24 protein-coding genes and 1 tRNA gene are annotated in these 21817 nt (G+C 35.6%); 8 read left to right on the forward strand and 17 right to left on the reverse strand.

The genetic code is table 11. From position 1 onward, the window contains the following. Positions 1–4 precede the first annotated feature (4 nt). From potB to inhA1, 4 genes are all read right to left on the reverse strand, one after another. The gene (gene potB / locus ACUN28_RS22950) at positions 5–853 is read right to left on the reverse strand and encodes a spermidine/putrescine ABC transporter permease PotB (RefSeq protein WP_000715494.1); all 849 of its coding nucleotides are present in this window, start codon (positions 851–853) and stop codon (positions 5–7) included. Further along, positions 850–1833 (reverse strand): spermidine/putrescine ABC transporter ATP-binding protein PotA, encoded by a 984-nt coding sequence (gene potA / locus ACUN28_RS22955; RefSeq protein ID WP_016088812.1) that lies wholly within the window; start codon positions 1831–1833, stop codon positions 850–852. Before potA ends, potB begins: the two co-directional genes overlap by 4 nt. A 236-nt stretch (positions 1834–2069) precedes the next feature. Continuing rightward, positions 2070–3437, reverse strand: coding sequence for an aldehyde dehydrogenase (locus tag ACUN28_RS22960; protein ID WP_445423421.1), 1368 nt, complete (start codon positions 3435–3437; stop codon positions 2070–2072). 171 nt (positions 3438–3608) lie between these two features. Then, positions 3609–5996 carry a M6 family metalloprotease immune inhibitor InhA1 gene (gene inhA1, locus ACUN28_RS22965; RefSeq protein ID WP_016088814.1) on the reverse strand — a complete coding sequence of 796 codons (2388 nt, stop codon included), beginning with the start codon at positions 5994–5996 and terminating at the stop codon, positions 3609–3611. A 343-nt stretch (positions 5997–6339) separates the two neighbouring features. Here inhA1 and ACUN28_RS22970 point away from each other — a divergent pair, with 343 nt between their 5' ends. Continuing rightward, positions 6340–6474 carry an anti-repressor SinI family protein gene (locus ACUN28_RS22970; protein WP_016088815.1) on the forward strand — a complete coding sequence of 45 codons (135 nt, stop codon included), beginning with the start codon at positions 6340–6342 and terminating at the stop codon, positions 6472–6474. 79 nt (positions 6475–6553) lie between these two features. Further along, positions 6554–6877, forward strand: a complete 324-nt coding sequence (locus ACUN28_RS22975) for a helix-turn-helix domain-containing protein (RefSeq protein WP_016088816.1) — start codon at positions 6554–6556, stop codon at positions 6875–6877. 72 nt (positions 6878–6949) lie between these two features. On the opposite strand, the gene calY is transcribed toward ACUN28_RS22975, so the two are convergent. The 6 genes from calY to ACUN28_RS23005 all read right to left on the reverse strand — a co-directional run bounded on the left by calY (position 6950) and on the right by ACUN28_RS23005 (position 11865). Then, entirely contained in the window at positions 6950–7543 is a 594-nt protein-coding gene (gene calY / locus ACUN28_RS22980) for a biofilm matrix protein CalY (RefSeq protein WP_016088817.1), read from the reverse strand. Between the two features lie 295 nt (positions 7544–7838). Next, positions 7839–8639, reverse strand: coding sequence for a DUF4047 domain-containing protein (locus ACUN28_RS22985; RefSeq protein ID WP_016088818.1), 801 nt, complete (start codon positions 8637–8639; stop codon positions 7839–7841). 134 nt (positions 8640–8773) lie between these two features. Then, positions 8774–9361, reverse strand: a complete 588-nt coding sequence (locus ACUN28_RS22990; RefSeq protein WP_016088819.1) for a CalY family protein — start codon at positions 9359–9361, stop codon at positions 8774–8776. 62 nt (positions 9362–9423) lie between these two features. After that, positions 9424–9993 (reverse strand): signal peptidase I SipW, encoded by a 570-nt coding sequence (gene sipW / locus ACUN28_RS22995; protein WP_033659645.1) that lies wholly within the window; start codon positions 9991–9993, stop codon positions 9424–9426. 202 nt (positions 9994–10195) lie between these two features. Continuing rightward, on the reverse strand, positions 10196–11482 hold the full coding sequence (locus ACUN28_RS23000) for a D-alanyl-D-alanine carboxypeptidase family protein (RefSeq protein ID WP_016088821.1): 1287 nt from the start codon (positions 11480–11482) through the stop codon (positions 10196–10198). 155 nt (positions 11483–11637) lie between these two features. Further along, on the reverse strand, positions 11638–11865 hold the full coding sequence (locus ACUN28_RS23005; RefSeq protein WP_000251865.1) for a hypothetical protein: 228 nt from the start codon (positions 11863–11865) through the stop codon (positions 11638–11640). Between the two features lie 285 nt (positions 11866–12150). On the opposite strand from ACUN28_RS23005, the gene ACUN28_RS23010 reads away from it, so the two are divergent. From ACUN28_RS23010 to ACUN28_RS23020, 3 genes are all read left to right on the forward strand, one after another. Then, a complete protein-coding gene (locus tag ACUN28_RS23010; RefSeq protein WP_016088822.1) occupies positions 12151–12375 on the forward strand; it encodes a hypothetical protein in 225 nt (74 codons plus the stop codon). Positions 12376–12563: 188 nt separating this feature from the next. Then, a tRNA-Val gene (locus tag ACUN28_RS23015) sits at positions 12564–12636 on the forward strand. Positions 12637–12795: 159 nt separating this feature from the next. Continuing rightward, positions 12796–13851 (forward strand): tyrosine-type recombinase/integrase, encoded by a 1056-nt coding sequence (locus ACUN28_RS23020; RefSeq protein ID WP_016133930.1) that lies wholly within the window; start codon positions 12796–12798, stop codon positions 13849–13851. Here the strand turns inward: ACUN28_RS23020 and ACUN28_RS23025 are convergent. Then, complete coding sequence (locus ACUN28_RS23025; protein ID WP_016088824.1) at positions 13813–14043, reverse strand: hypothetical protein; 231 nt, start codon at positions 14041–14043, stop codon at positions 13813–13815. The two genes, ACUN28_RS23020 and ACUN28_RS23025, sit on opposite strands and share 39 nt — an antisense overlap. A 480-nt stretch (positions 14044–14523) precedes the next feature. Between ACUN28_RS23025 and ACUN28_RS23030 the strand changes: the two genes are divergently transcribed. Both ACUN28_RS23030 and ACUN28_RS23035 read left to right on the forward strand, forming a co-directional pair. Further along, positions 14524–14799 (forward strand): TIGR04197 family type VII secretion effector, encoded by a 276-nt coding sequence (locus ACUN28_RS23030; RefSeq protein WP_016088825.1) that lies wholly within the window; start codon positions 14524–14526, stop codon positions 14797–14799. Positions 14800–14965: 166 nt separating this feature from the next. After that, positions 14966–15268, forward strand: coding sequence for a contact-dependent growth inhibition system immunity protein (locus ACUN28_RS23035; protein ID WP_016079286.1), 303 nt, complete (start codon positions 14966–14968; stop codon positions 15266–15268). A gap of 353 nt (positions 15269–15621) precedes the next feature. Here the strand turns inward: ACUN28_RS23035 and ACUN28_RS23040 are convergent, their stop codons facing one another. From ACUN28_RS23040 to ACUN28_RS23065, 6 genes are all read right to left on the reverse strand, one after another. After that, the gene (locus tag ACUN28_RS23040) at positions 15622–16170 is read right to left on the reverse strand and encodes a tyrosine-type recombinase/integrase (protein ID WP_033659644.1); all 549 of its coding nucleotides are present in this window, start codon (positions 16168–16170) and stop codon (positions 15622–15624) included. Between the two features lie 338 nt (positions 16171–16508). Further along, positions 16509–16778 (reverse strand): hypothetical protein, encoded by a 270-nt coding sequence (locus ACUN28_RS23045; RefSeq protein WP_001195374.1) that lies wholly within the window; start codon positions 16776–16778, stop codon positions 16509–16511. Positions 16779–16796: 18 nt separating this feature from the next. Continuing rightward, on the reverse strand, positions 16797–17156 hold the full coding sequence (locus tag ACUN28_RS23050) for a hypothetical protein (RefSeq protein WP_016088827.1): 360 nt from the start codon (positions 17154–17156) through the stop codon (positions 16797–16799). 134 nt (positions 17157–17290) lie between these two features. After that, positions 17291–17473: a DUF3976 domain-containing protein gene (locus tag ACUN28_RS23055; protein ID WP_016088828.1), complete on the reverse strand. Its 183-nt coding sequence runs from the start codon at positions 17471–17473 to the stop codon at positions 17291–17293. A 28-nt stretch (positions 17474–17501) separates the two neighbouring features. Then, on the reverse strand, positions 17502–17879 hold the full coding sequence (locus ACUN28_RS23060; protein WP_016088829.1) for a hypothetical protein: 378 nt from the start codon (positions 17877–17879) through the stop codon (positions 17502–17504). 2 nt (positions 17880–17881) lie between these two features. Next, positions 17882–18091: a helix-turn-helix transcriptional regulator gene (locus ACUN28_RS23065; RefSeq protein ID WP_000428506.1), complete on the reverse strand. Its 210-nt coding sequence runs from the start codon at positions 18089–18091 to the stop codon at positions 17882–17884. An 822-nt stretch (positions 18092–18913) separates the two neighbouring features. On the opposite strand from ACUN28_RS23065, the gene odhA reads away from it, so the two are divergent. Beyond that, a complete protein-coding gene (gene odhA / locus ACUN28_RS23070) occupies positions 18914–21781 on the forward strand; it encodes a 2-oxoglutarate dehydrogenase E1 component (protein WP_016088830.1) in 2868 nt (955 codons plus the stop codon). The last annotated feature ends 36 nt before the right edge of the window (positions 21782–21817 follow it).

Raw genomic sequence — 21817 nt, forward strand, 5'->3', positions numbered from 1 at the left:
TTGCCTATTCCCCTCCGTTCCCATCATATTTATATACTTTCGTTGCACGATAATATAAGTAAATTAACAGAACAGAGAATAGAACAACAATCATAGATAACGCAGATCCAAACGGCCAATCACGCGCTCCTAAGAATTGATTTTGAATTACGTTTCCGATTAATGCTACTTTCGATCCACCCATAACGTCTGATACAACAAACATTCCGATAGAAGAAACAAATACTAAAATAGAACCAGTAGCAATCCCTGACATCGTCATTGGTACTGTAACATTCCAAAATGCCTTTACTGGTGTTGCTCCTAAATCATAAGCTGCTTCTAACTTACGCTTATCAAGCTGCTCAATCGCTGCATACACAGGTAAAATCATAAATGGTAATAAAGAATAGACCATTCCGAGTATTACAGAAGGAGTATTATATAGTAAATTTAAAGGTTCACTAATAATACCTAGTTTCAATAGCAATGTATTTACAAGACCTTGTGAACGTAAAATAACAATCCATGCGTATGAACGAACAAGAAAGTTAATCCAAAACGGGATCGTTGCCAATAATAAAAGAATCGAACGGTATTTACGATCAACAATCGTAATGGTATACGCAAATGGATAACCAATCAGTAAACAGATTACTGTTGTAATGACTGCGATCTTAACAGTTTCCCATAACGTCCCCATATATAATGGGTCAAATACACGCGCTATGTTCTCTAATGTAAATTGCATTTCCACTGTCCCATATGCTCCGCGCTGCATGAAGGCGAATGCCAATACAAACAGAAGTGGAATTAAGAAGAAGATTAACAGCCACGCGACTGTAGGTAGTGCGAGTAATTTCCCTTTTTTCAATTTAAGGTCACCTCGTCCTCTTGCTCCCAGCCTACGTATACATTATCTCCAATGCTCCACTGTGCTGCTTCTTCAGCAGTTTGATATGCCATTAGTAATTCTGATGTTTTCTCATCACGCACATAAAGCTTTTCCATATTTCCAACAAACTCGATGTCTTCAATATGTCCAAGATGGTATTCTTTTAAAATCGGCTCTTCAACCGAACGCACTTTTACATTTTCAGGGCGAATTGCTACATAGCCTTCCCCGTTTTTCACAATATTATTTTCACCGATAAATGTCGCAACGAACAACGTTTTCGGCTTATTGTAAATTTCTTTCGGCGTTCCGATTTGCTCAATATGTCCTTTATTCATAACAACGATACGATCACTCATGCTCATCGCTTCTTCTTGATCGTGCGTTACGTATATGAACGTAATTCCTAAATTACGTTGTAAGTTTTTCAATTCACGTTGCAAGTCTTTTCTTAACTTAAAGTCTAACGCCCCAAGTGGCTCATCTAGTAATAATACACGCGGGTTATTTACAATCGCTCTCGCAATTGCTACACGCTGCTGTTGTCCACCAGAAAGCTTTGCAGGTTTACGATTACGGAACTCAAGTAACTGCGTTAAACGCATTGCCTCTTCAGCACGCTCTTTCTGCTCTGCTGCCGGTACTTTCTGCATTTTCATACCGAAACAAATATTCTTCTCCACATTCATATGTGGGAATAGCGCATAATGTTGGAACACTAAGTTCATATGACGCTTATATGGTGGCAAATCGTTAATCTTTTCATCATCTAATAAAAGATTCCCTTTAGTTGGAGTTTCAAATCCTGCGATCATACGAAGTAATGTCGTTTTCCCGCAACCACTCGGTCCTAAAATTGTTAAAAATTCTCCCTCTTTAATATCTAAAGAAAGAGGTGGGATAATCACTTGACTTCCAAAATGTTTTTCTACTGCTTCAACTTTAATAATCTTTTTCATTTTCCCGTCCAATCTACCTTAAATTTTAATTTTTATATTCATGAATAAATATTTATGTTCTATAGACTATTTTTTGTTTCGATCCAAACAAAAATGGTTATTTAGCAGCGTTCTCTTCTATTCTATATGTAGTATGTTTGATTCATTTTCGCATGATACATATGTCGAACAGAAAAACCCCTTCCATTGCGAAGGGGCTATTATCATACGGCTACGCCTACTGATAAACACCATCATCATTTTAACAACTTTCGTATGAATTTTAAAGCACTTTTTGTAGAAGAGTAACGAATTTTCATATCAAATGCCGTAGATTGGGCTAAAATGCTTTTATAATGTGAAAAAGTCCGAAAACTTTCTTCTCCATGATAACTCCCTAATCCGCTACTTCCGACGCCCCCAAAAGGTAAATATGGCGTTGCAAGATGATAGACAACATCATTAATACAGCCTCCGCCATATGAAATATTACTCGTCACTTTCTTTTGTACTTCTTTATCTTCAGAAAATACATACAACGCTAACGGTTTCGGATGTTGCTGAATGGTGCCAATTACCTCTTCTATGTTGTCGTATTCTACAATTGGTAAAATCGGACCAAAAATTTCATCTTCCATCACAGCACTTTTCCATGTAACATTTGTTAACACTGTTGGTTCTATATGTAAAGTTTCTTTTTTATAGTTCCCGCCAATTACAGTTTTACCATCTTTCAAAAATGTACATAAACGTTCAAAATGACGCTCACTCACAATTCGTACGTAATTATCATTGTGCAGTGGATCTTTTCCATACTGCTCCGCAATTTCGTGTCGTAACGCATCGATTAACTGTTCTTTCACGGAAGTATGCACATACATATAATCAGGTGCTACACATGTCTGCCCAGCATTTAAAAATTTCCCCCACACAATTCGTCTTGCTGTTACATCTATTTTTGCATCTTTATGTACAATACAAGGGCTTTTTCCGCCAAGTTCTAACGTAAGCGGCGTCAACTGTTTCGCAGCTGCTTCCATGACAACTTTCCCAACTCCCACACTACCTGTAAAGAAAATATAATCAAATGGTTCCTTCAGCAAAGCTGTACTCTCTTCAACGCCACCTTCTACTACCGCTACGAGCTCTTCTTGGAATAATCCCTCTAACATTCTCGTAAGTACTTTGGAAACGTTTGGCGTTAACTCTGACGGCTTTAAAACGATTGTATTCCCAGTTGCCAGCGCTCCTACAAGCGGTGCAATCGCTAATTGAAACGGATAGTTCCACGGTGCAATAATAAGTGTCACACCGTACGGTTCAGGAACTACTTTCCCCTTCGATCCAAAATGAGTAAGTGCTGTTCGAACTCGCTTCGGTTTACTCCACGATGAAATATGCTTCAATTGAAAGGAAATTTCTTTTAATACATATCCAACTTCCGTTGTAAACGACTCGTGAACTGACTTATTTAAATCTAATTTCAATGCCTGAAATATTTCTTCTCCAAACCGCTGAATGCCTTCATAAAGCTTCTTCAAATTACTCTTTCTCGCTTCTATACTTCTCGTATGACCTTTTAAAAAATATTCCTTTTGTCTACTTACAATAGAAGAAACACTCATTCACTCACCCTCTCCCACTATTTTCATCCAATTCTTTCATTATTTATATAGGCTTCATATGAAACAAATTTCTATTCGTAAAGTTACATTATATATAATTTATTCTTTTATATAAAATTCATTGCTCACAAAAAAACTACCGAAAGAAAATCTCTCGGTAGTTTTACTGTATTAACGATATAAACGAACAGCACCTGCAGAATTATCATCAGCTTGTCCTACTACTTCAAACTTCAGGCCAAGATTCGGTAAAATACGTCCTGCATCTGGAATCTGTTTATTAATATACGTTTTCGAATCATCAAACTTTGGCACACCTGCTAAGCCATTATACGTATACGTTCCGCGCGTTGGAGATACAACTTTCCAAGCTGGCGTTTTATCAAATGAGAACGCCGCATCAGCGATTTGGAATCGTGTACTACTTTCAATTGTCGGTTTACCATTTAAATTTCCTACAATTGCTTCTGGATGAGAATCAACTACACCAAGGAAACCATGTCCTGGATGTAAACCAACCCAGTTATCTGTGTAAGCTGAGTCTGCATACCATACAACCATACCAGAGTTATATTCTGGACCGCGAGCAAATTTCAATGCGCTATCTGATCCAGTATGATTTCTCCACTCTACATAGTAGTTATGTTTTTTCTTCTCAGTTCCGTTAGAAACTGCGAAACCATCTAATTTAAATTGTGGTGTACCTTCTGCATCATCAGAGAATACTACTTTACCATCGACTGTTAATGAAGCATTATCAAGTAGGAAACCGTTTAATGCTAAACCACCGTCCGTAATGTACTCAAATGTTAATTTTACTTTCTTACCTTTGAATTGGCTTAAATCATATGATTTGTCAACCCATTTTCCATTTGTCGAATCTGCATTTCCACTATTTGCTTTCTCACCAAGTTTTTCAATTAGCGTTTTTTGACCATCTTCTGTTACAGCATGTACTTCAAGGAAATCATACTCTGCTTCGATTTCATATAACGATTTGAAATCAAATTTCGCATTCGTTGCATTCGTTAAATCGAACAGTGGTGTTTCTAGCGTTGTATGAAGATTGTCACCTTTTGTGCTGTAGTAATACTGCTTACCAAATGCTGGAGCAATCGTTTTTATATCTTTATCCGGTAAGTTGACACGAATCATACCTGGTCTTGCTGATTTCGTAACACTTTGGTCTAAATATGTTGCTAGACCGATACCTTTATTTAATTTCTCGTAATCTACTTCTACGATATTTGCCCAGTTACCACCAATTGTTTTTTGGAAATACTCTTTATTTTGTGGTGAGAAACTTGTTGGCGTTGTTCCTGCAATCTTACCAGCCCAGCTTCCGCCACTCATAACAGACCAAGCTTGAATTGGCTCACCATGACCCGTATAGTTTGTATCATATTCATCTGGAAGACCTAAATCATGACCATATTCATGTGCGAATACACCAACTGCGCCATCTTCTGGTTCAATTGTGTAGTCGAATGCTGCCATCTTTCCGCCCCAATATGGAACTTTCGCTTGTGTACCTTCAATTGCGAATGGCTTTGGTCCAACTGTCCAGCGATGTGACCAAATTGCATCATCACCTAATTTACCACCGCCTGCTTCCTGTCCAACACCCGCATGAATAATCATTAAGTGATCAATTAAACCGTCTGGTTGATTTTGATTTCCATCACCATTTACATCGTATTGATCGAACTGATCAAACTGTGATAAATCAAGTCCGCTATCTACAGCTGCTTTTAATGCATCTTTTACTAGATCACGTGGTCCTTTTGGTCCTTTATTATCATGACCTGTAGCAGCATCCGCACCGTAATCAGCAGCTTTACCAGGAACTGTTAACCATTTAGTAACCGTTCCGTCTACTGTGTAACTACCACCAGATTGCTCTTCGTAATATTGTTTAAACGTTTCGATTTTACTTCCATCCTCTAACTCGAATGGTTCATTACCGAATAACATTTTTTCATAATGTTCTTTGTTAAAATCGTCAGTATACATATAACCAGGTTCTTTATCAATATTGTTATGTTTAAAGTCAGCGTACTCTACAAGTAAAACGAGTACTTTATCTTTACGAACTTCACCGTTATATTCTTTTCCCTTTGCTGGAGAAGTTGGTACTTTACCATTTAGACCACCCTTAACTGGGCCTGTCGCTGCAGGTGTTCCTGTTGCTGGTTTGTCTAACTTTTCTTTCGTATCAGCTTTCGCATCTTTCACTTTCTTTAAAAAGTCAGATGCTTCTTTCGTAAGTGGGTCCCCATTTGATACTTCTTTCCCAGGATTTTCACCCTTTTTGTTCTCTACGTATTTTTCGACGGCTTTCTTTGTTTCTGTCTCTGAAGCCTTCGAATCAATTACCCCACGGTTTTTTAGCGCATTTGCTAAACGGTCTTCCGGAATTAAATGGTCATCGACTGGGCTCGTAGCTGTCTTATTCACAGGCGTTTCAGCATATGCAGATTGAGTACCAGCTCCGAACGAAAGGCCTAATACAGCTGTCAAAGCGATTGATGATAAAACTTTGAACGGTTTCTTGTTCATCCCTTATTTCCTCCCCTAATAAATAATATGTATTACAAATTGAATTTTATTAAAAATTCAATATTTTTTCAATATTTAGTCATATTATGTAATGTTTTTAATATATTTGTAAAAATTCCATAGTTAGCATACGAATATATCACAATTCAACAATGTTTTCTGAAAATATTGAAAATATTTGTCAGAAACTTTATAATCGCCATAGAGGGAATTTAATGGGGATTTTATCTTTGTTTTATCTACAAAATATTTGATAATTCACTACATAAAAACACAAAATCTGATTGCATTATCACGTATTCTGTAGCAGCAGTTATGACCGATAATTAGGGAGGAATTACATTTGTACAAAGATAAGACTGACGCACTGGATCAAGAATGGATTGATTTAATACTTGAAGCTCTAGATGCTGGTATCGCCCTGAAAGATATTGAACATTTTTTCCAACGTATGAAGTCATCCAGTCAGGCTCAATAGGTTTGTTCTTTTTAGCGAAGTTTATGTTATAATAATGACATCATAAGACGACGACATATTGATAGAAAGGTGCGCAAATATGATTGGAGAACGTATAAAACGCCTGCGTTTACAAAAAGGTATTTCATTAACTGAACTTGCCGAAAAAGCCGGCGTTGCTAAATCTTACATTAGTTCTATAGAACGAAATTTACAAAAAAACCCTTCCATTCAGTTTCTTGAGAAAATCGCAGCAGTTCTACAAATTCCAGTTGATACTCTACTACATGATGAAACAGCAAAGGAAAACCACTTAGACTCCGAATGGACGCAACTCGTTAAAGATGCGATGAGCTCAGGTGTCTCCAAAGAACAATTTCGTGAATTTCTTGAATTTACAAAATGGAAGCAAAATCAAAAATAATAATAGAAAGAAGTGCTAACAACCAGCACTTCTTTTTCTTTATAAAAAAAGCGGGGGATACCCGCTTTTTTATTATTTTTCTTCGCCAGCTTCTTGGTTAGCATTGAATGTCCATTCTAAATTCAATGAATCACCTTGGAAGATATTTTGTTCTTTCCCATTATCTACAAATTCAAATTGTACCCACAGATAATCCTCTGTGCCTGCTTCTAATCCACCCTTTTCTCCCCACTCAGGAGCAAAGATGTCTTTAGCTAAAAGATCTGGATCAGCATTTTGTAAATCAGCTAAAGTTGTTTCATATACAGGCTCACTTTGTTTATCCCAGTTCCAAAGGAATTTCACTTTAACGTGCTTACCAAAGTCTTCACCAGCATTATCGCCTTTTGCATCTTTCACAGTATACTTTGTCGCTAGTTTAACGTCTTTAATTGTTAATGAACCGCTATTCTTTAATAAGAACTCTTTCTTAATAGAATCCCCTGGTTTTAAATCTTTAATATCTACAAGCGTTTTAGGGTCTAATGTAAGATCTAACGTCCCAGCTGCAAATGTATTGTTTGATACTTCTTTATCGCTAAAGAATGCAAATGTTCCTCCACCAATTAAAGATAACCCCAATGCCGCTGATGCAACTCCCATACCTAATTTCTTTTTCAGACTCACAATCAATTCCCCCTAGCTGTTTTTTATATTTATTTTTCAATAAGAGACATAAAGAAAACTATATTAGCTTAGCTAATGTTCGTTCTCTTTTAAAAACCTTAAGTTCATTATAACGAACAAGCTTGTGTAAATACAACAAATATTTATTAGTATTTTCAATTATTTTTATTTCTCAATATTATTTAGATTTTTCTGAATTTAGATGTTTTTATTTTAAGAACAGCAATAAGTGCGAGGGCAAATACTCCCTCACACTCGTTTACATCATTCTTTTTCATAACGATTAATCGTCAGTTTATTCTGATGCCTTCTCTAACTCTACAAGATTATGATTATTGGCAGTAGCATTTTCATGAGTTCCTTGCTCAGGTTTTTTAGCTGTCTCTACTTGTTTCTGATTTTCTACTTTCTTCTGATCTTCTACCTTTTTCTGATCTTCTACCTTTTTCTGATCTTCTACTTTCTTCTGATCTTCTACCTTTTTCTGATCTTCTACTTTCTTCTGATCTTCTACTTTTTTCTCCTCCTCTGCCTTCATTTGAACTTCCGCCTCTATCGCATCATTTAATTGTTGGTGAAGAATCTGAATTTGTTCATCAATCGCTTGCAAACTAACTTCTTTCGCAATATAATCGTGCTTCTCTTTTATACTATGAAAACCTTCATTCACATATAGAGCTACTTGTTGAATCGATTCACTTTTATTCACTTTTAATTCTTCTTGTATTTGATTATAAGGAGCTTCGATTGTAGTATATACATTTTGCAGCGCTTCCTCCTCAGAAGCAATTTTCTCACGTCCTTGTTGCCACACTACAATTGCCTGTTCAATTTCTTCTATAGAAGTTACTGCTAATTTCTCCTTCATCGCCCCATACTCATGTTCAATAAACTGTTTATGTTGCTCAGCCTGCTCTTTAAACGTATTTACTGTTTTCGGAAATATAATCGCTGTAGAAAGAGCGGCTTCCACTTTCGTTTCATGAATAAATGCAGCTTCTGTATACGTCATTATTTGAGAGCCTAAATAAAACGTAATGGAGCACATACAAGGCAATATAAGCATCTTTTTTAATTTGCGAGGTGTTTTCAGCATCTTAATCTCTCCCATCGAACAATATGTTCTCTATACAGAACGTTAACTTTATTATAATAAAGAACGATACAAAATGATAGCTGTATACTAGAAAAATAGAAAAAGGGCTATCCATATGATAGCCCTTTTTAATATTATCTTGCTTCACCTTCTGTTTGTTGTGCATCAAACGTCCAAGTTAAATTTAGTTTATCGCCTTGGAATTCATTTTGGTCTTTTTTATTATCAACAAACTCGAATTTCACTGTGAATTTATCAGACTTACCTGCAGAAATACCTTTTTCATCCCAGAACCAAGCAGCTAAATCATTATCTACCGCTGTAAGTGTGTCACCCTTCAATTTATCTAGCGTTGTTTCTTTTACGATTGTTTCATGCTTGTCTACATTTTTTAAGAATGTTACTTTAATATGTTTACCAAAATCATCTTTATTGTCGCCCTTCGCATCTTCTACCTTATAATCTGTTTTTAATAGAACCTTTTTAATATCTAAAGATCCTTTATTTTCTAGTTTAAAATCTCTTTTAATTGTATCGCCAGGTTTTAAATTCGATACATTAACAACTGTTGATGGATTTAATGCTAAATCCAGTGTACCAGCCGCAAATGTATTGTTTGACACTTCTTTATCACTGAAAAATGCAAATGTTCCTCCGCCAACTAATGCAGCTCCTAATACAGCTGATGCGATACCCATTCCTAATTTTTTCTTTAAAGTCATGTCCATATCCCCTTAATCTATATATTTGTTAACTTCCTAAACGGAAAGTATAACCAAACGAACTAGACGGATTGTTCTACTTTTTTCTCTTTCTTTTCTCCGTCAATGCTGCGAATCGCACCAAAAATAGAAATCGCAGAATAGCCTAATAAAAAGACTCCTGGAATAATAAGAAGCAATGCAGCTCCAGCCTTTGAACTAGCATAATTTAATGCATATCCTGCATAAGGAACTGTAATATCTGCATATTTTCCAATTACATTCTCCGCGCGTACTGGTTCTAAATCAGGACCGTTGTTGTTATCACCTTTTGTTTCATACATTACTTTTCCATTTGTATCTTTCACACCGATAATACGGTGAGTGATAATTTTTTCATCTTTCTCTTTAAAGGTAATCACATCACCTTTTTGATATTTAGAACCATCTTTCGTCGGTTCTATCGCAATGATTGATCCTGTTAAAAACGTCGGTTCCATTGATCCTGATAGCACTGATTTAAATTGATATCCCATCACTGTTGGATCTCCGCCACTCGCTTTTGACGAAATAACTACAAAAGCTAAAAAAACCATTAATGCAAATAAAACAAATGAGATAACGTTGCTAATAATCTTCCAAACGAATTTCATCATCTCTCTCCCTCTCCGTTGTTTTATATTATTTGAAGTATATAATACCCACTTCGTTCTTTAACAAGAACACAACTAAATAATATAACGAACAAAAAATAAATGCAATAATAAAATTTACAATTATTAGTTATTTATCAGCGAATAGATGAAAACAAAAAAGACTGTGACAAAATCTATTCACAGTCTTTATACTAATAATTTATTTTTCTTCTGATTTCATTCCTTGTGTATTTCGGCGTATCACTACATATAAAATGAAGCCAAATAATACAATGGCACCTATCCCAATACTTATCATTTTCACATTTGATTCTTTTACTTCTGGCTCAACCGTATCTTTTTTAGGCATCGCAAAAGTAACATCTTCTTTAGAAAGAACATTTACCGTCGCAATTGTTTGATTATTTTTTGTAATATCAACTGCACCAACTACCTCACCACGATGAATTCCTTTATGATACAAAGAATTTTTATCTAATGAAGCCGCACGGAAAATCGTCCTCACATTTTTCCCTTCATCTTTCTTAAGCATAAGTTCTGCACTTTGTTCCAGTTCGCTATCAATATCTTTATTTAAATATGTTGTCTTTTGGTGCCAACTATGTTTATCTAGTACAGTTTGCTTCACAAATTGACCAAAAGAATATTCCGCCATCTGCTTCAAATCTTCATAAATTTCAGGTCTTTGAGAAGCCATTACTACATTTATAATACGATTTCCATCCTTCTCATTTAATAAAACGAGTGTATTGCGGGCTTCATTTGTAAAACCCGTCTTACCACCAATGCTATATGGATTTTCAAAATAAGTAGACTTATTAAAAATAGAAACCGTCTGGCTAGATGTCGTAACCGTCGTCCTTTTCGTATTCATCGCTTGTAAAATCTCAGGATACTTTTGTACACCTCTCGTAATCATAGCCATATCATACGGCGTCGTATAATGGTTTGGATCATGCAATCCGTTTGGCGTTACAAAGTGGCTATCTGTAGCCCCTAATTGCTTTGCTTTCTCATTCATCATATGAGCGAACTTCTCAACATTTCCGCCAATACGCTCCGCAATCGCATACGACACATCATTCGCACTCAGCACCATTAGAATCATAAGCGCAGTATTTCTATTAATCGTCTCACCAGGTTGAAACTCAATTTGATAATTACTCTTCTCCTGATCTAATGCTAATTGTGAAAACGTAAATTGATCCTCTGGCTTCGTATGCTCCATAAGTAAAATCGCTGTTAATACTTTCGTCATACTAGCCGGAAATGCACGATGATGTGCGTTTTTGTCATACAAAACATCACCAGTTTTCCCATCAATCGTAGCTGCAAACTGACTAAAAACATTTGGTCCTTCCGCAGGTGGTGGTGCCACTTGTTCTGGATTCACTCCAATATTCGTCTCAGCACGTAACGTCATAGGTGTCAAAAAAAATAAACAAATAACGGTAATAAAAGCCAAAATTTTCTTAAAATTTACCATATGACTCTCCCTTTTCACTATACTCTCACAGTTAAAAAACTGAATCTACCAATCTATATGTAATTTGTATTAAATTGGAAGAATATTCACTGTTTTTTACTATATCATACTTTTACGATGAAGAACATAAATATACAATAAAAAATAAGAAGGAATTACTCTTTCTTATCCTTCTCATCAATCAATGAATCTATTAAATTTTGACTAGCTTCTTCAGGCGTGATCTCATCTGTCATCCCCATAAACGACCAACCTTTAGAATCGACCCACTCAACAAACTCTTGTAAAAACTCATCATGCGTAACATCCACATCAAGAATTGAGCCATTAATCGAAATCGTTCTATTTCTAGATACGCGCATCTTGAACGTTTTTCTTACCATTACAATTATTCTCCCTCTACTTCTGAATATTTATGAAATAATCTTGTATCTCTGTTATACATGATTTTAAGTAAATTGTAAAAAGGATATATTGGCCAATTTGCATATTAAAACTGAAAACCTATCACCCTGCAAAAAAATCAAACGATATGTAAATGATCATAAATGCCCTAATAGATCCACATAAAAATAAAACAAATTACATTTTATCACACAAAATACAAATGACTTTCGTACAATGAAATGGAATATACTAGAAGAAACCTTAAAATGAGGAGGAACCCCATGGCGCGTTGTACATATTGTAAAACGAAGTGGACAATAAAAGATGTATGGTCGATACTCGTGACATTCGAAAAAGATTGCCCGTATTGTCTCAGAAGAAAATATCTATCAAAGAAAACATTGAACGCTATGCCAGAACTTATAAGCTTACCTTTACATTTCTTATTTTCTTTTCTAGTTGATTTGAGTGATGAGGGGCCTTTGGATTGGTATCGGAAGTCATAACACCTCAGTATCTTCTATTTATTACATATAAAAACATACATACTAATACACCTCTAAAATAAAAACTATTTTCTATTACACTACCTCTTTAAAAACTTACTACACAAAAATATTGTAAATTTTCAGTTAATTATGTATAATTGCTTTAACATAATGATTAAAATTGCAAATACATAATTATTTTTGAAGATCCCGTAGCTCAGCAGGGAGAGCGCCACCTTGACAGGGTGGAGGTCGTGAGTTCGAGCCTCTCCGGGGTCATAAAATACGATGAAATGACGTTCTATCAACGGATAGAGCGTTATTTTTATGCGATGATTTACTCATTGATTTAGCCGACAGGGTTACGGTACACCGCCAAACTGTATGTCGGTATGGAAACCTCCTATTTCGTTATAAAACGGAAAGGGGTTTTTTTGTTTGTCTTCTAATCGTTTGAAAGGTAAACGTATAAAACAAACGCGTACTACTCGTCGTACCTTAGACGATTTACACGTTCTATTTACAACATTCACTCACGTAAAAGAAGCCGAAGGACAAGCGCCTGGTACCTTACGTCAATACCGTGAAAACTTTCATTATTTTATCGAGTATTTAAACGAAAAAGATATAGCGCATAATTTAGTCGCTCTTGATACAGATATAATCCGAAACTATGTCCTTTATATGCGAAATGAAAAAGTTAAATTCGAGGGGCATCGTTTTAAGAAAGAGAAATATATGACGGTTGGTTTGTCGGAATCTACCGTTAATACTAGACTAAAAACTTTACGAGCATTTAGCCGGTATTTATATGAAGAACGAATAATAGACGTAAATCCTTTGCTAAAAGTTAAAAATCTTTACGAACCTTTGGAGGAAACCGAAACGTTATCTTTAGTTGAAGTAAAACAACTACTAAACGCACCTGACAAAAGAAAATTTAGCGATTTTAGGGACTTCGTATTAATGAACGTTTTACTAGATGGAATGCTACGGATTAGCGAGGCTTTAACGTTAACTATTAACGATATCGATTTTGAGAATAACGTTATACATGTAAGAGGACGGAATGCAAAGAGTAGAAAATATCGGATAGTCCCAATACAGAAACAGACGAGCAAACTTATTATCGAGTTGATAACGGAGAATAAAGTTGATTTCGATAGTGAGTATATATTCTTAACCAACTACGGCGAACCAATCGATAAGGACCACTTTAATAAGCGTTTAAAGTCATTCGCTAAGAGAGCGGGAATAAAGAAAAACGTACACCCGCACTTATTCAGACATACGAGTGCTACCGCTGCATTAGAGTCAGGCATGGATTTACGCCATTTACAACTCATATTAGGTCACAGTGATTTACGGATGGTTATGCGATACACTCATCTATCAAAACAATCGCTAGTAGATCAGCAGAATCAACATTGGATAATTAAACAGGTCGTTGCACCTTTAAATAGAAATCGGAAAACTAATAGAACTCATTTTTAAGACAAAAAAATAGAGCATCCGCCAAGACCGCATATAAGCATACAAACCCACAACATCGGAATTAAATTCAGGTAATAACGTGTATAGTCTCACCAGCGAATTCGATACACGTGAAAAACCGGTAGGATCGCCGAAATGTTTTTTAAGTGTATCTTCCGCTAGGATATCTGCATCTTCAGTTTCTTTTTCCATACAAACGTCCTCCTTCGTAATTTTTACCGCCTATACTTATTAGGACGCGGGCGGGTCCTTCGTCGCGCATTTTCCGATTAAATAAACGTAAAAAAGAACGTGTGTAGGCCGCACGCTCTTTACTCGTTCTATATATAAAATTGCCGTCATCGTTTTCGTCTTACCTTGCCCGAGTTTGTTTTCCGACCAGTTGCCGCTGGTTTAATTCTGTCTCTCTAGTACCTCTTCAATAAATTCTGCGGCGCTCATTTCGTGTATATTTACGATTGTCGCTCTGCAATAAATTTTGACTGTTCTATAACTATCCGTATCATAAATCGTTAAATCTTTTTTACCGCGTTCGCACAAAGGTATTTCTCGGAATTATTGCCTTTTAGACTCTAAAAAAAATTCCCCAACAAAGGTTCTCTATCAATACGGAATTTTATACTAATATGGTATAATTTTCATTGTTTATTAAGTATAGAAAGGATTCAAGTAATGGGAAAATTCCAAAGTAATTTACAAACAGCAACACAAATTGCTACGAAAATGGGATTAGCCTCTGACAGGCTTCAAAGTGCAACAAGTCGTTCTATAACAAAGGCGACGCGTACAACACTATCTGTTAATTCCAAAGCACAAGAAGCGAATCAACAGGTTTTAGATTTAACGAAACAATTTTCTGCTGCTTTTCAACAAGCGATTGATAATATTCATTCGGTAGCTAACGATTTTGAGAGAATGGATAACGAACTTCAAAATATTTTTCGCTAATGTAATAACCTACGTAAAGTAAAACGGTAATAGTATACTTGGACGATATGTCGAAAGAGGATCAAATGGTGCTTTAGATGTGGAAAATGCTGTGATTGTTTTGAAAAAAGATAACCAAGGAAGTTTTATTATTACAGGATATCCAGAAAAGTAGAGGAGAATTTGTATGGAAAATAAATATAGCCATTATGAAGAATTAGGTGATTTCTTAGCAGGAACATTTCACCAAGATATTGAATCACCTGAGGAAGCTCTTAATGAATTTATAATGGAAGTTACTAAAATATGTATCGAAAATACTAAAAATGATATACTTTTGTTTTTAAACAGTAATCTAACTGATAGTGAAAAAGAGGAATTTATTAAATATAATGCTTACATTTATTTCCCTGCATTAAACTTAACAGCTATAGAATGGTTACAGCAGACCCTTGAAATACTAAAAGAAGCTATAAAAAGTAAAGAATAAAAACTAAACAAAGCCGACTCAGCTTGATATGAGTCGGCTTTACTATTACTTCACACTCACATACGCATCACTAGCCGTAATGTAGTACGTAGTTCCTTTCAAATTACTAATTAGAGTCGGTATTTTACGTTTTAAAGCCGTTTTCCCTAGAGAATTGTCTAGGAATTTAGCGGTATGTATTCGGAATAGTAGTAATACATAAGAAAGGTTTATAGTCCGTAAAACGTAGAGTATTATCTAGTGATTTAGACCCGAAGTTTTAAATTCTGCACGGATTTTGCGGGCACCTGGCAAAACTTTTTTATTTTTGATAGCCCCGGGGGGTAAAAAAGAAGCCGGTATTATTTTACCGACTATAATTTAAACGTTTTTAATTTGCCTTCAATTTGTTCTTCCGTAATTCCAATGTAATGTAACGTTATCGAAGGATGACTATGATTTAATATCTTTTGCAACTCCGCTACATCTTTGTGTTGTTTATAGTACCAATATCCGAATGATTTCCTTAGCGAATGATTGCCTACGCTTTCTACTCCTGCAAAATCTGCCGCTTTATTTAACTGACGATATGCTTGTGTCGGTGAGATTGCTTTGTCTCCTTTGCGTGATGGAAACAACCACTCACTATCTAACGTGGCTATGTACTCTTGTACCTCATCGTATACTGAATCTAGGTAGATAGTACGTTTCTTTTGCGTCTTACCTTCTTTAACGATAGCTTTTCGTTTCTCCTTTACGTCCAATACCTTTAGCTTTAGTAGATCACCTACACGTAATCCCGTATTAATACCGATCAAGAATAGTATGTAATCTCTTTCGCTACAGTGCCTACGTAATGCCCACTTCATGTTATCGATTTGTTCTAAATCTCGAATCGGTTGTACGTCCTTCAATTGATTCATACCAAGTACCCCTTTCACGAAGACAGTAATATCAGCATTTTGAATGTACGATTTTTTAGATGAATCTATTTTACCGATGATATCTCGAAACGTCAATAGAATAAATGAAATGAATGTACGTTTTTATCTAGAATATCTCCCTCTTCACACAGTTGTAAAATTTGATTGTATACTTTGTCATCTAGTTCCAATTCTCTTTACCTCCAATTATTTTTTAGTTGGTGGCAAATATCTCTCACCTAATTTAGCACCTGCTGATCTATTTAAACTAAAATGAGATAATTCTCTATCTCCATATAAATAGCAAAAGAAAAACCAGCAACTTTAAAATTACTGGCTTATCTCTTATTCATATTCGAAAAAACAATTACAATTGCTCCAAGTACATAATGCCCCGCTACCATCCACATACTCCGATCAAAGATCATAAGCGATAACCAAAGCGATATATTAATAGCAGCAAATAATACATATAAAATGAAGTCTCTTTTTTGTAGCGCCTCTCTATTCATCAAAATATAAATTGCACCGATAGGAGGCAGGATGAAGCAAAGGAAAAAAACAAACATTTTTCTTAACGACCATGGATATGAAGTTACTGTCTGCATATGAGTCTCCTTTTCACTTTATAGTACATGTAACATCGGTCTTACTATTCTATATTCGTCACTATAAGGCTCCTTTATGATTAAAGGGGAGTGAGGACCTTTTTCTTCTTCTATCACTGTGAATAGTTCTGTTTTTTCTTGTAATATATTGGATTCACTATTTTTAGTAGGTTTTTTACTTGTTTCAAGTTTCTTTGTTACTTCTCCGAGCCTTTGCCCAACTTCTTCTGCTTTGGCAGGTTCATTCGTTACGTAGTATTTCTGGCCCTCCCATACTAACATAGGTGGCACTTGTTCTCGTTTGTTACATATTATATAAGTAATACTAGCTATAAGTAGTAGGCATGTTAATAAAAAGAAGATAGTTTTTTTATTCATATACTATTCTCCCTATCTATCATTTTATTAAATTATATAATATCGATTATATGTAGTAAATGGATTATATGGGAAATTTCGGATTTTAAACCAAAAAGAAAAACCTTACTACAGTAAGGTTCCATTTTTAAATTCTATAGTGACTGATTTATTAAAACGATCATTACGATAATCGCTATAAACATAACAACTAAACAGCCGATCATTTTATAAAAGCCTCTTTTCGTTAACGTCCCACCTTGAACGTCTTTACGAATAAATAAGAATACGGCTAAAAATAATACAAGCCCCATTCCAAAAGCATACAACATTTGCATATGTTAATCTTCCTTTCTCTCTTCCATCTTAATATCTTTTCGCTAAAACAACAAATGAGATAAAAACTGTACTCATCGTAAGTGCCATTAGTATATTCAATAATTCAGTAGCAGATAGTGTAAGTATTTTTAAGTTTAGACCGATAGAGAAAAGAAGATAATATGCTGTTAATGCAAAAAAGGTCACGAACATTCCTTTATAACGAATGAGCTTCATTCGCTCGTCTTTTTCTTTAAATTGTGGGTGCAAGTAACTTAGACAGAAACTCATAATCATCATCCCAATCAATGGATACGTTATAGCTGGCGGTGCAGAATGCGTCATTATGCCTGTTAATATCATAAATCCACCCATAAACAGAAAAATAATTCCCATAATAACGAAATACTTTTGTGAATAGTTCATTTTTACTCCCCCTCTTCTTTTCCTTCATAAATAAATACATGTTCTATCGTTGTCTGAAATGTTTTCGCTATTTCAAATGCTAACGGAAGTGATGGATCGTATTTTCCTTTTTCAATTGAAATGATAGTTTGTCTGGAAACTCCAAGTTTCTCAGCCAATTTTTCTTGAGATAGTCCAAATTTTTTTCGGTATTCGACCATTTTATTTTCCAAGGAAATTTCCCCCTCCTCCCATATACTGAGTATATATGTAAAGGAAACTTTACGTCAAGTTTCCTTTACGTATGTTTTAGTTTGTTCCACTCCATTTATATAGAAGAAACTTTTTCAATTTCAGCACGTCTATTTTGTAATGAAACATGGGACAATGTATATATCCGTTACTATATCTCTTCCCCGTTTCTGTGAAAATTTAATATCCCCCTATTTGTTTTATCCTTTTAAAATATTTCATTTTCATCTTTATTCAGCAAAATCCATTGTTTGTTTTGCGGTGTTTTTCGGCATATTTATAGAAACTAACTGTTTATGAAGCATTTTTTATGTTTAACCACTTTTTTTGTAGAAATCCTTCACTTTCCTTTCAATATTTAACACTATCTAAATAAAGTTTACGATAAATTCATAATTTTTTATTTTTTATACTATATTCCGTTATATTGTTGTATAATATCAATGAAAGCGCTTATTATTTCAATATACATAATTCGAACTTATTTTTATCGAAACATTCTTACTATTATACTTATATTTACATGCAACAATTTTAGTTATTCGTATAGGTATACCAAATATATCCACCCCATTTTTCTGTAAAATTACTTTATAACATGAAAGATTAACTTGGGTGATAAGTTATTGTGAATGTTTTTTTACAAAACAGATAAGTAATAGTGTTTGGTATTATGTAAATTATTGTAATAACATAAGAGTAAAGAAAACATTTACATTGATTATTGATTCATCAATTATTGAAAAGAGCAAAATGCACCTTTTGTAAGGAAAAGGATTATATGCATTGGGAGGTTTAAACAAATGACGAGGAAGAATACAACGACAAACCCTTGGGCCAAGTTCCACGGTCCGAACCTTGGTTATGTGATTGAACAGTATGATCTTTACGTAACTGGAGCAGGTTCTGTTGATCCGGAATTACAAGAGCTTTTTGAAATTTTTGGAGCTCCTTCGTTTCAAGATGATGTCGTAACAGGGGACAACACAGCAACACATTTTTCTCCTCAAAACACAGGGAACATTGAAAAAATTCTTAAAGTCGTTCAACTTGTGGAACAGATTCGTTCTTTCGGGCATACGTTGGCTCACATCAACCCGATGGAAGATGCTGCAAATGGACAATCTCTTCTTGAGAAAGCAATGAACGAACTGAGCGATGCTGATTTGAAAGCAATTCCAGCTAAAACAGTATGGCAAGATGCACCAGAAGGTATTCACACTGCACTTGATGTAATTCATAGATTAAAAGACGTTTATACAAAATCTTTAGCTTATGAATTTTCTCATATACAAGATAGTGAAGAACGCGCGTGGTTGCATCAAATGGTGGAATCAAATTCATTGCGTCAACCACTATCAAATAAAAAACGAACTGCTCTTTTAAAACGTTTAACAGCTGTTGAAGGTTTCGAGCAATTCTTGCATAAAACATTCGTTGGGCAAAAGCGTTTCTCTATCGAGGGCGTTGATATGCTTGTACCCGTTCTAGATGAAATTGTTCTAGAAGGTGCCAAGGGCGGCGTTGAAGATGTCATGATTGGTATGGCTCACCGCGGTCGTCTAAGCGTACTTGCACACGTATTAGAAAAACCATATAGTCACATGTTTGCTGAGTTCAAACATGCAAAAATAGAAGGCGCAGTGGCAAACTCTGGCTGGACTGGCGACGTAAAATACCACTTAGGTAGAGAACAAGTCGTTAGTAACGAAGAAGTTAGCACTCGCGTTACATTAGCAAATAACCCGAGTCACCTTGAGTTCGTTAACCCTGTTGTGGAAGGTTTCGCACGTGCGGCTCAAGAGAATCGTAAAAAATCTGGTCTTCCAGAACAAGATACTTCAAAATCATTCGTAATTTTAGTTCATGGTGATGCTGCATTCCCTGGTCAAGGTATTGTATCTGAAACATTGAACTTAAGCAGATTGAACGCGTACCAAACAGGCGGAACAATCCATGTTATCGCTAACAATGCAGTTGGTTTTACGACTGATAGCTATGATTCTCGTTCTACAAAATATTCAAGTGACCTTGCAAAAGGTTTCGATATTCCGATCGTTCACGTGAACGCTGATGATCCGGAAGCTTGTCTTGCTGCTGCTAACTTGGCTATCCAATATCGCATGTTGTTCAAAAAAGATTTCTTAATCGATTTAATTGGTTACCGCCGCTACGGTCATAATGAAATGGATGACCCAGCAGTTACACAACCACAAGTATACAAAAAGATTAAAAATCACCCAACTGTAAGAGCAATTTATGCAGATCAATTACAAGCTGCTGGCGTTCTAAATGCAGATGAGGTTGAAACAATTACACAGTTTATACAAGAGCAATTAAAATCTGACTATGCACAAGTACCGCCAGCTGATACGAGCGATGCAACAATTCACGTTAAAGTGCCAGATGTTGTTGCAAAAGGCATTCAACCAATTGATACTGGTGTTGAGATTGACTCACTTCGTGCAATTAATGAAGGTTTACTATCTTGGCCAGAAGGCTTTAACGTATATCCGAAAGTGAAGAAAATTCTTGAACGCCGTAAAGATGCTCTTGAAGAGAACGGTAAAATTGAATGGGCACTTGCTGAGTCATTAGCATTCGCTTCTATTTTACAAGAAGGTACGCCAATTCGTTTAACTGGTCAAGATTCACAGCGTGGTACATTCGCACACCGTCATATCGTATTACACGATACTGATACAAATGAAACATATTCACCATTACATCGCTTACCGAACATTAATGCTTCATTCTCTGTTCATAACAGTCCGTTATCAGAAGCTGCTGTTGTTGGTTACGAGTATGGTTATAACGTATTCGCTCCAGAAACTCTTGTTATGTGGGAAGCGCAATATGGTGACTTCTCAAATACTGCGCAAGCATTATTTGATCAATATGTTTCAGCAGGAAGAGCAAAATGGGGTCAAAAATCTGGTTTAGTTCTTCTATTACCACACGGTTATGAAGGTCAAGGACCAGAGCACTCTAGTGCACGTCCAGAGCGTTTCTTACAGTTAGCTGCTGAGAATAACTGGACAGTTGCAAACTTAACGAGTGCGGCACAATACTTCCATATTTTACGTCGTCAAGCATCTATCTTAGGAACAGAAGCTGTTCGACCATTAGTATTGATGACGCCGAAGAGTTTATTACGTCACCCACTTACGCTTTCAACTGCTAGTCAGTTAAGCGAAGGACGTTTCCAACCTGCTCTAGAACAAGAAAACCTTGGTACAAAACCAACTAAAGTAAAACGTCTTGTTTTAAGCACAGGTAAAATGGCGATTGACTTAGCAGCAGAAATTGAGTCTGGTAAACATGAGTACAACTTAGATGAAGTTCATGTCGTTCGTATTGAACAGCTGTACCCATTCCCTGCTGAGAAAGTTCAATCTATTATTAAACGCTTTAAAAACTTAGAAGAAATTATTTGGGTTCAAGAGGAACCTCGTAATATGGGCGCATGGCATTATATGGCTCCAATTCTGTTTGAACTTGCTGGAGATAAAGTGAAGACAGGTTACATTGGACGCCCAGATCGCTCTAGTCCATCTGGCGGCGATCCATTCGCTCACAAAGCTGAGCAAGAACTAATTGTTGCACACGCTTTAGATGTGAAGTATAACTTCCGTCAAGATAAACAAGAAATTGAAGTTTTCAGCAACTGAAAATAACAATGAATGTTTCTAGCTTGTTCTTGGGCA

The organism is Bacillus sp. WC2507, from assembly GCF_052656125.1.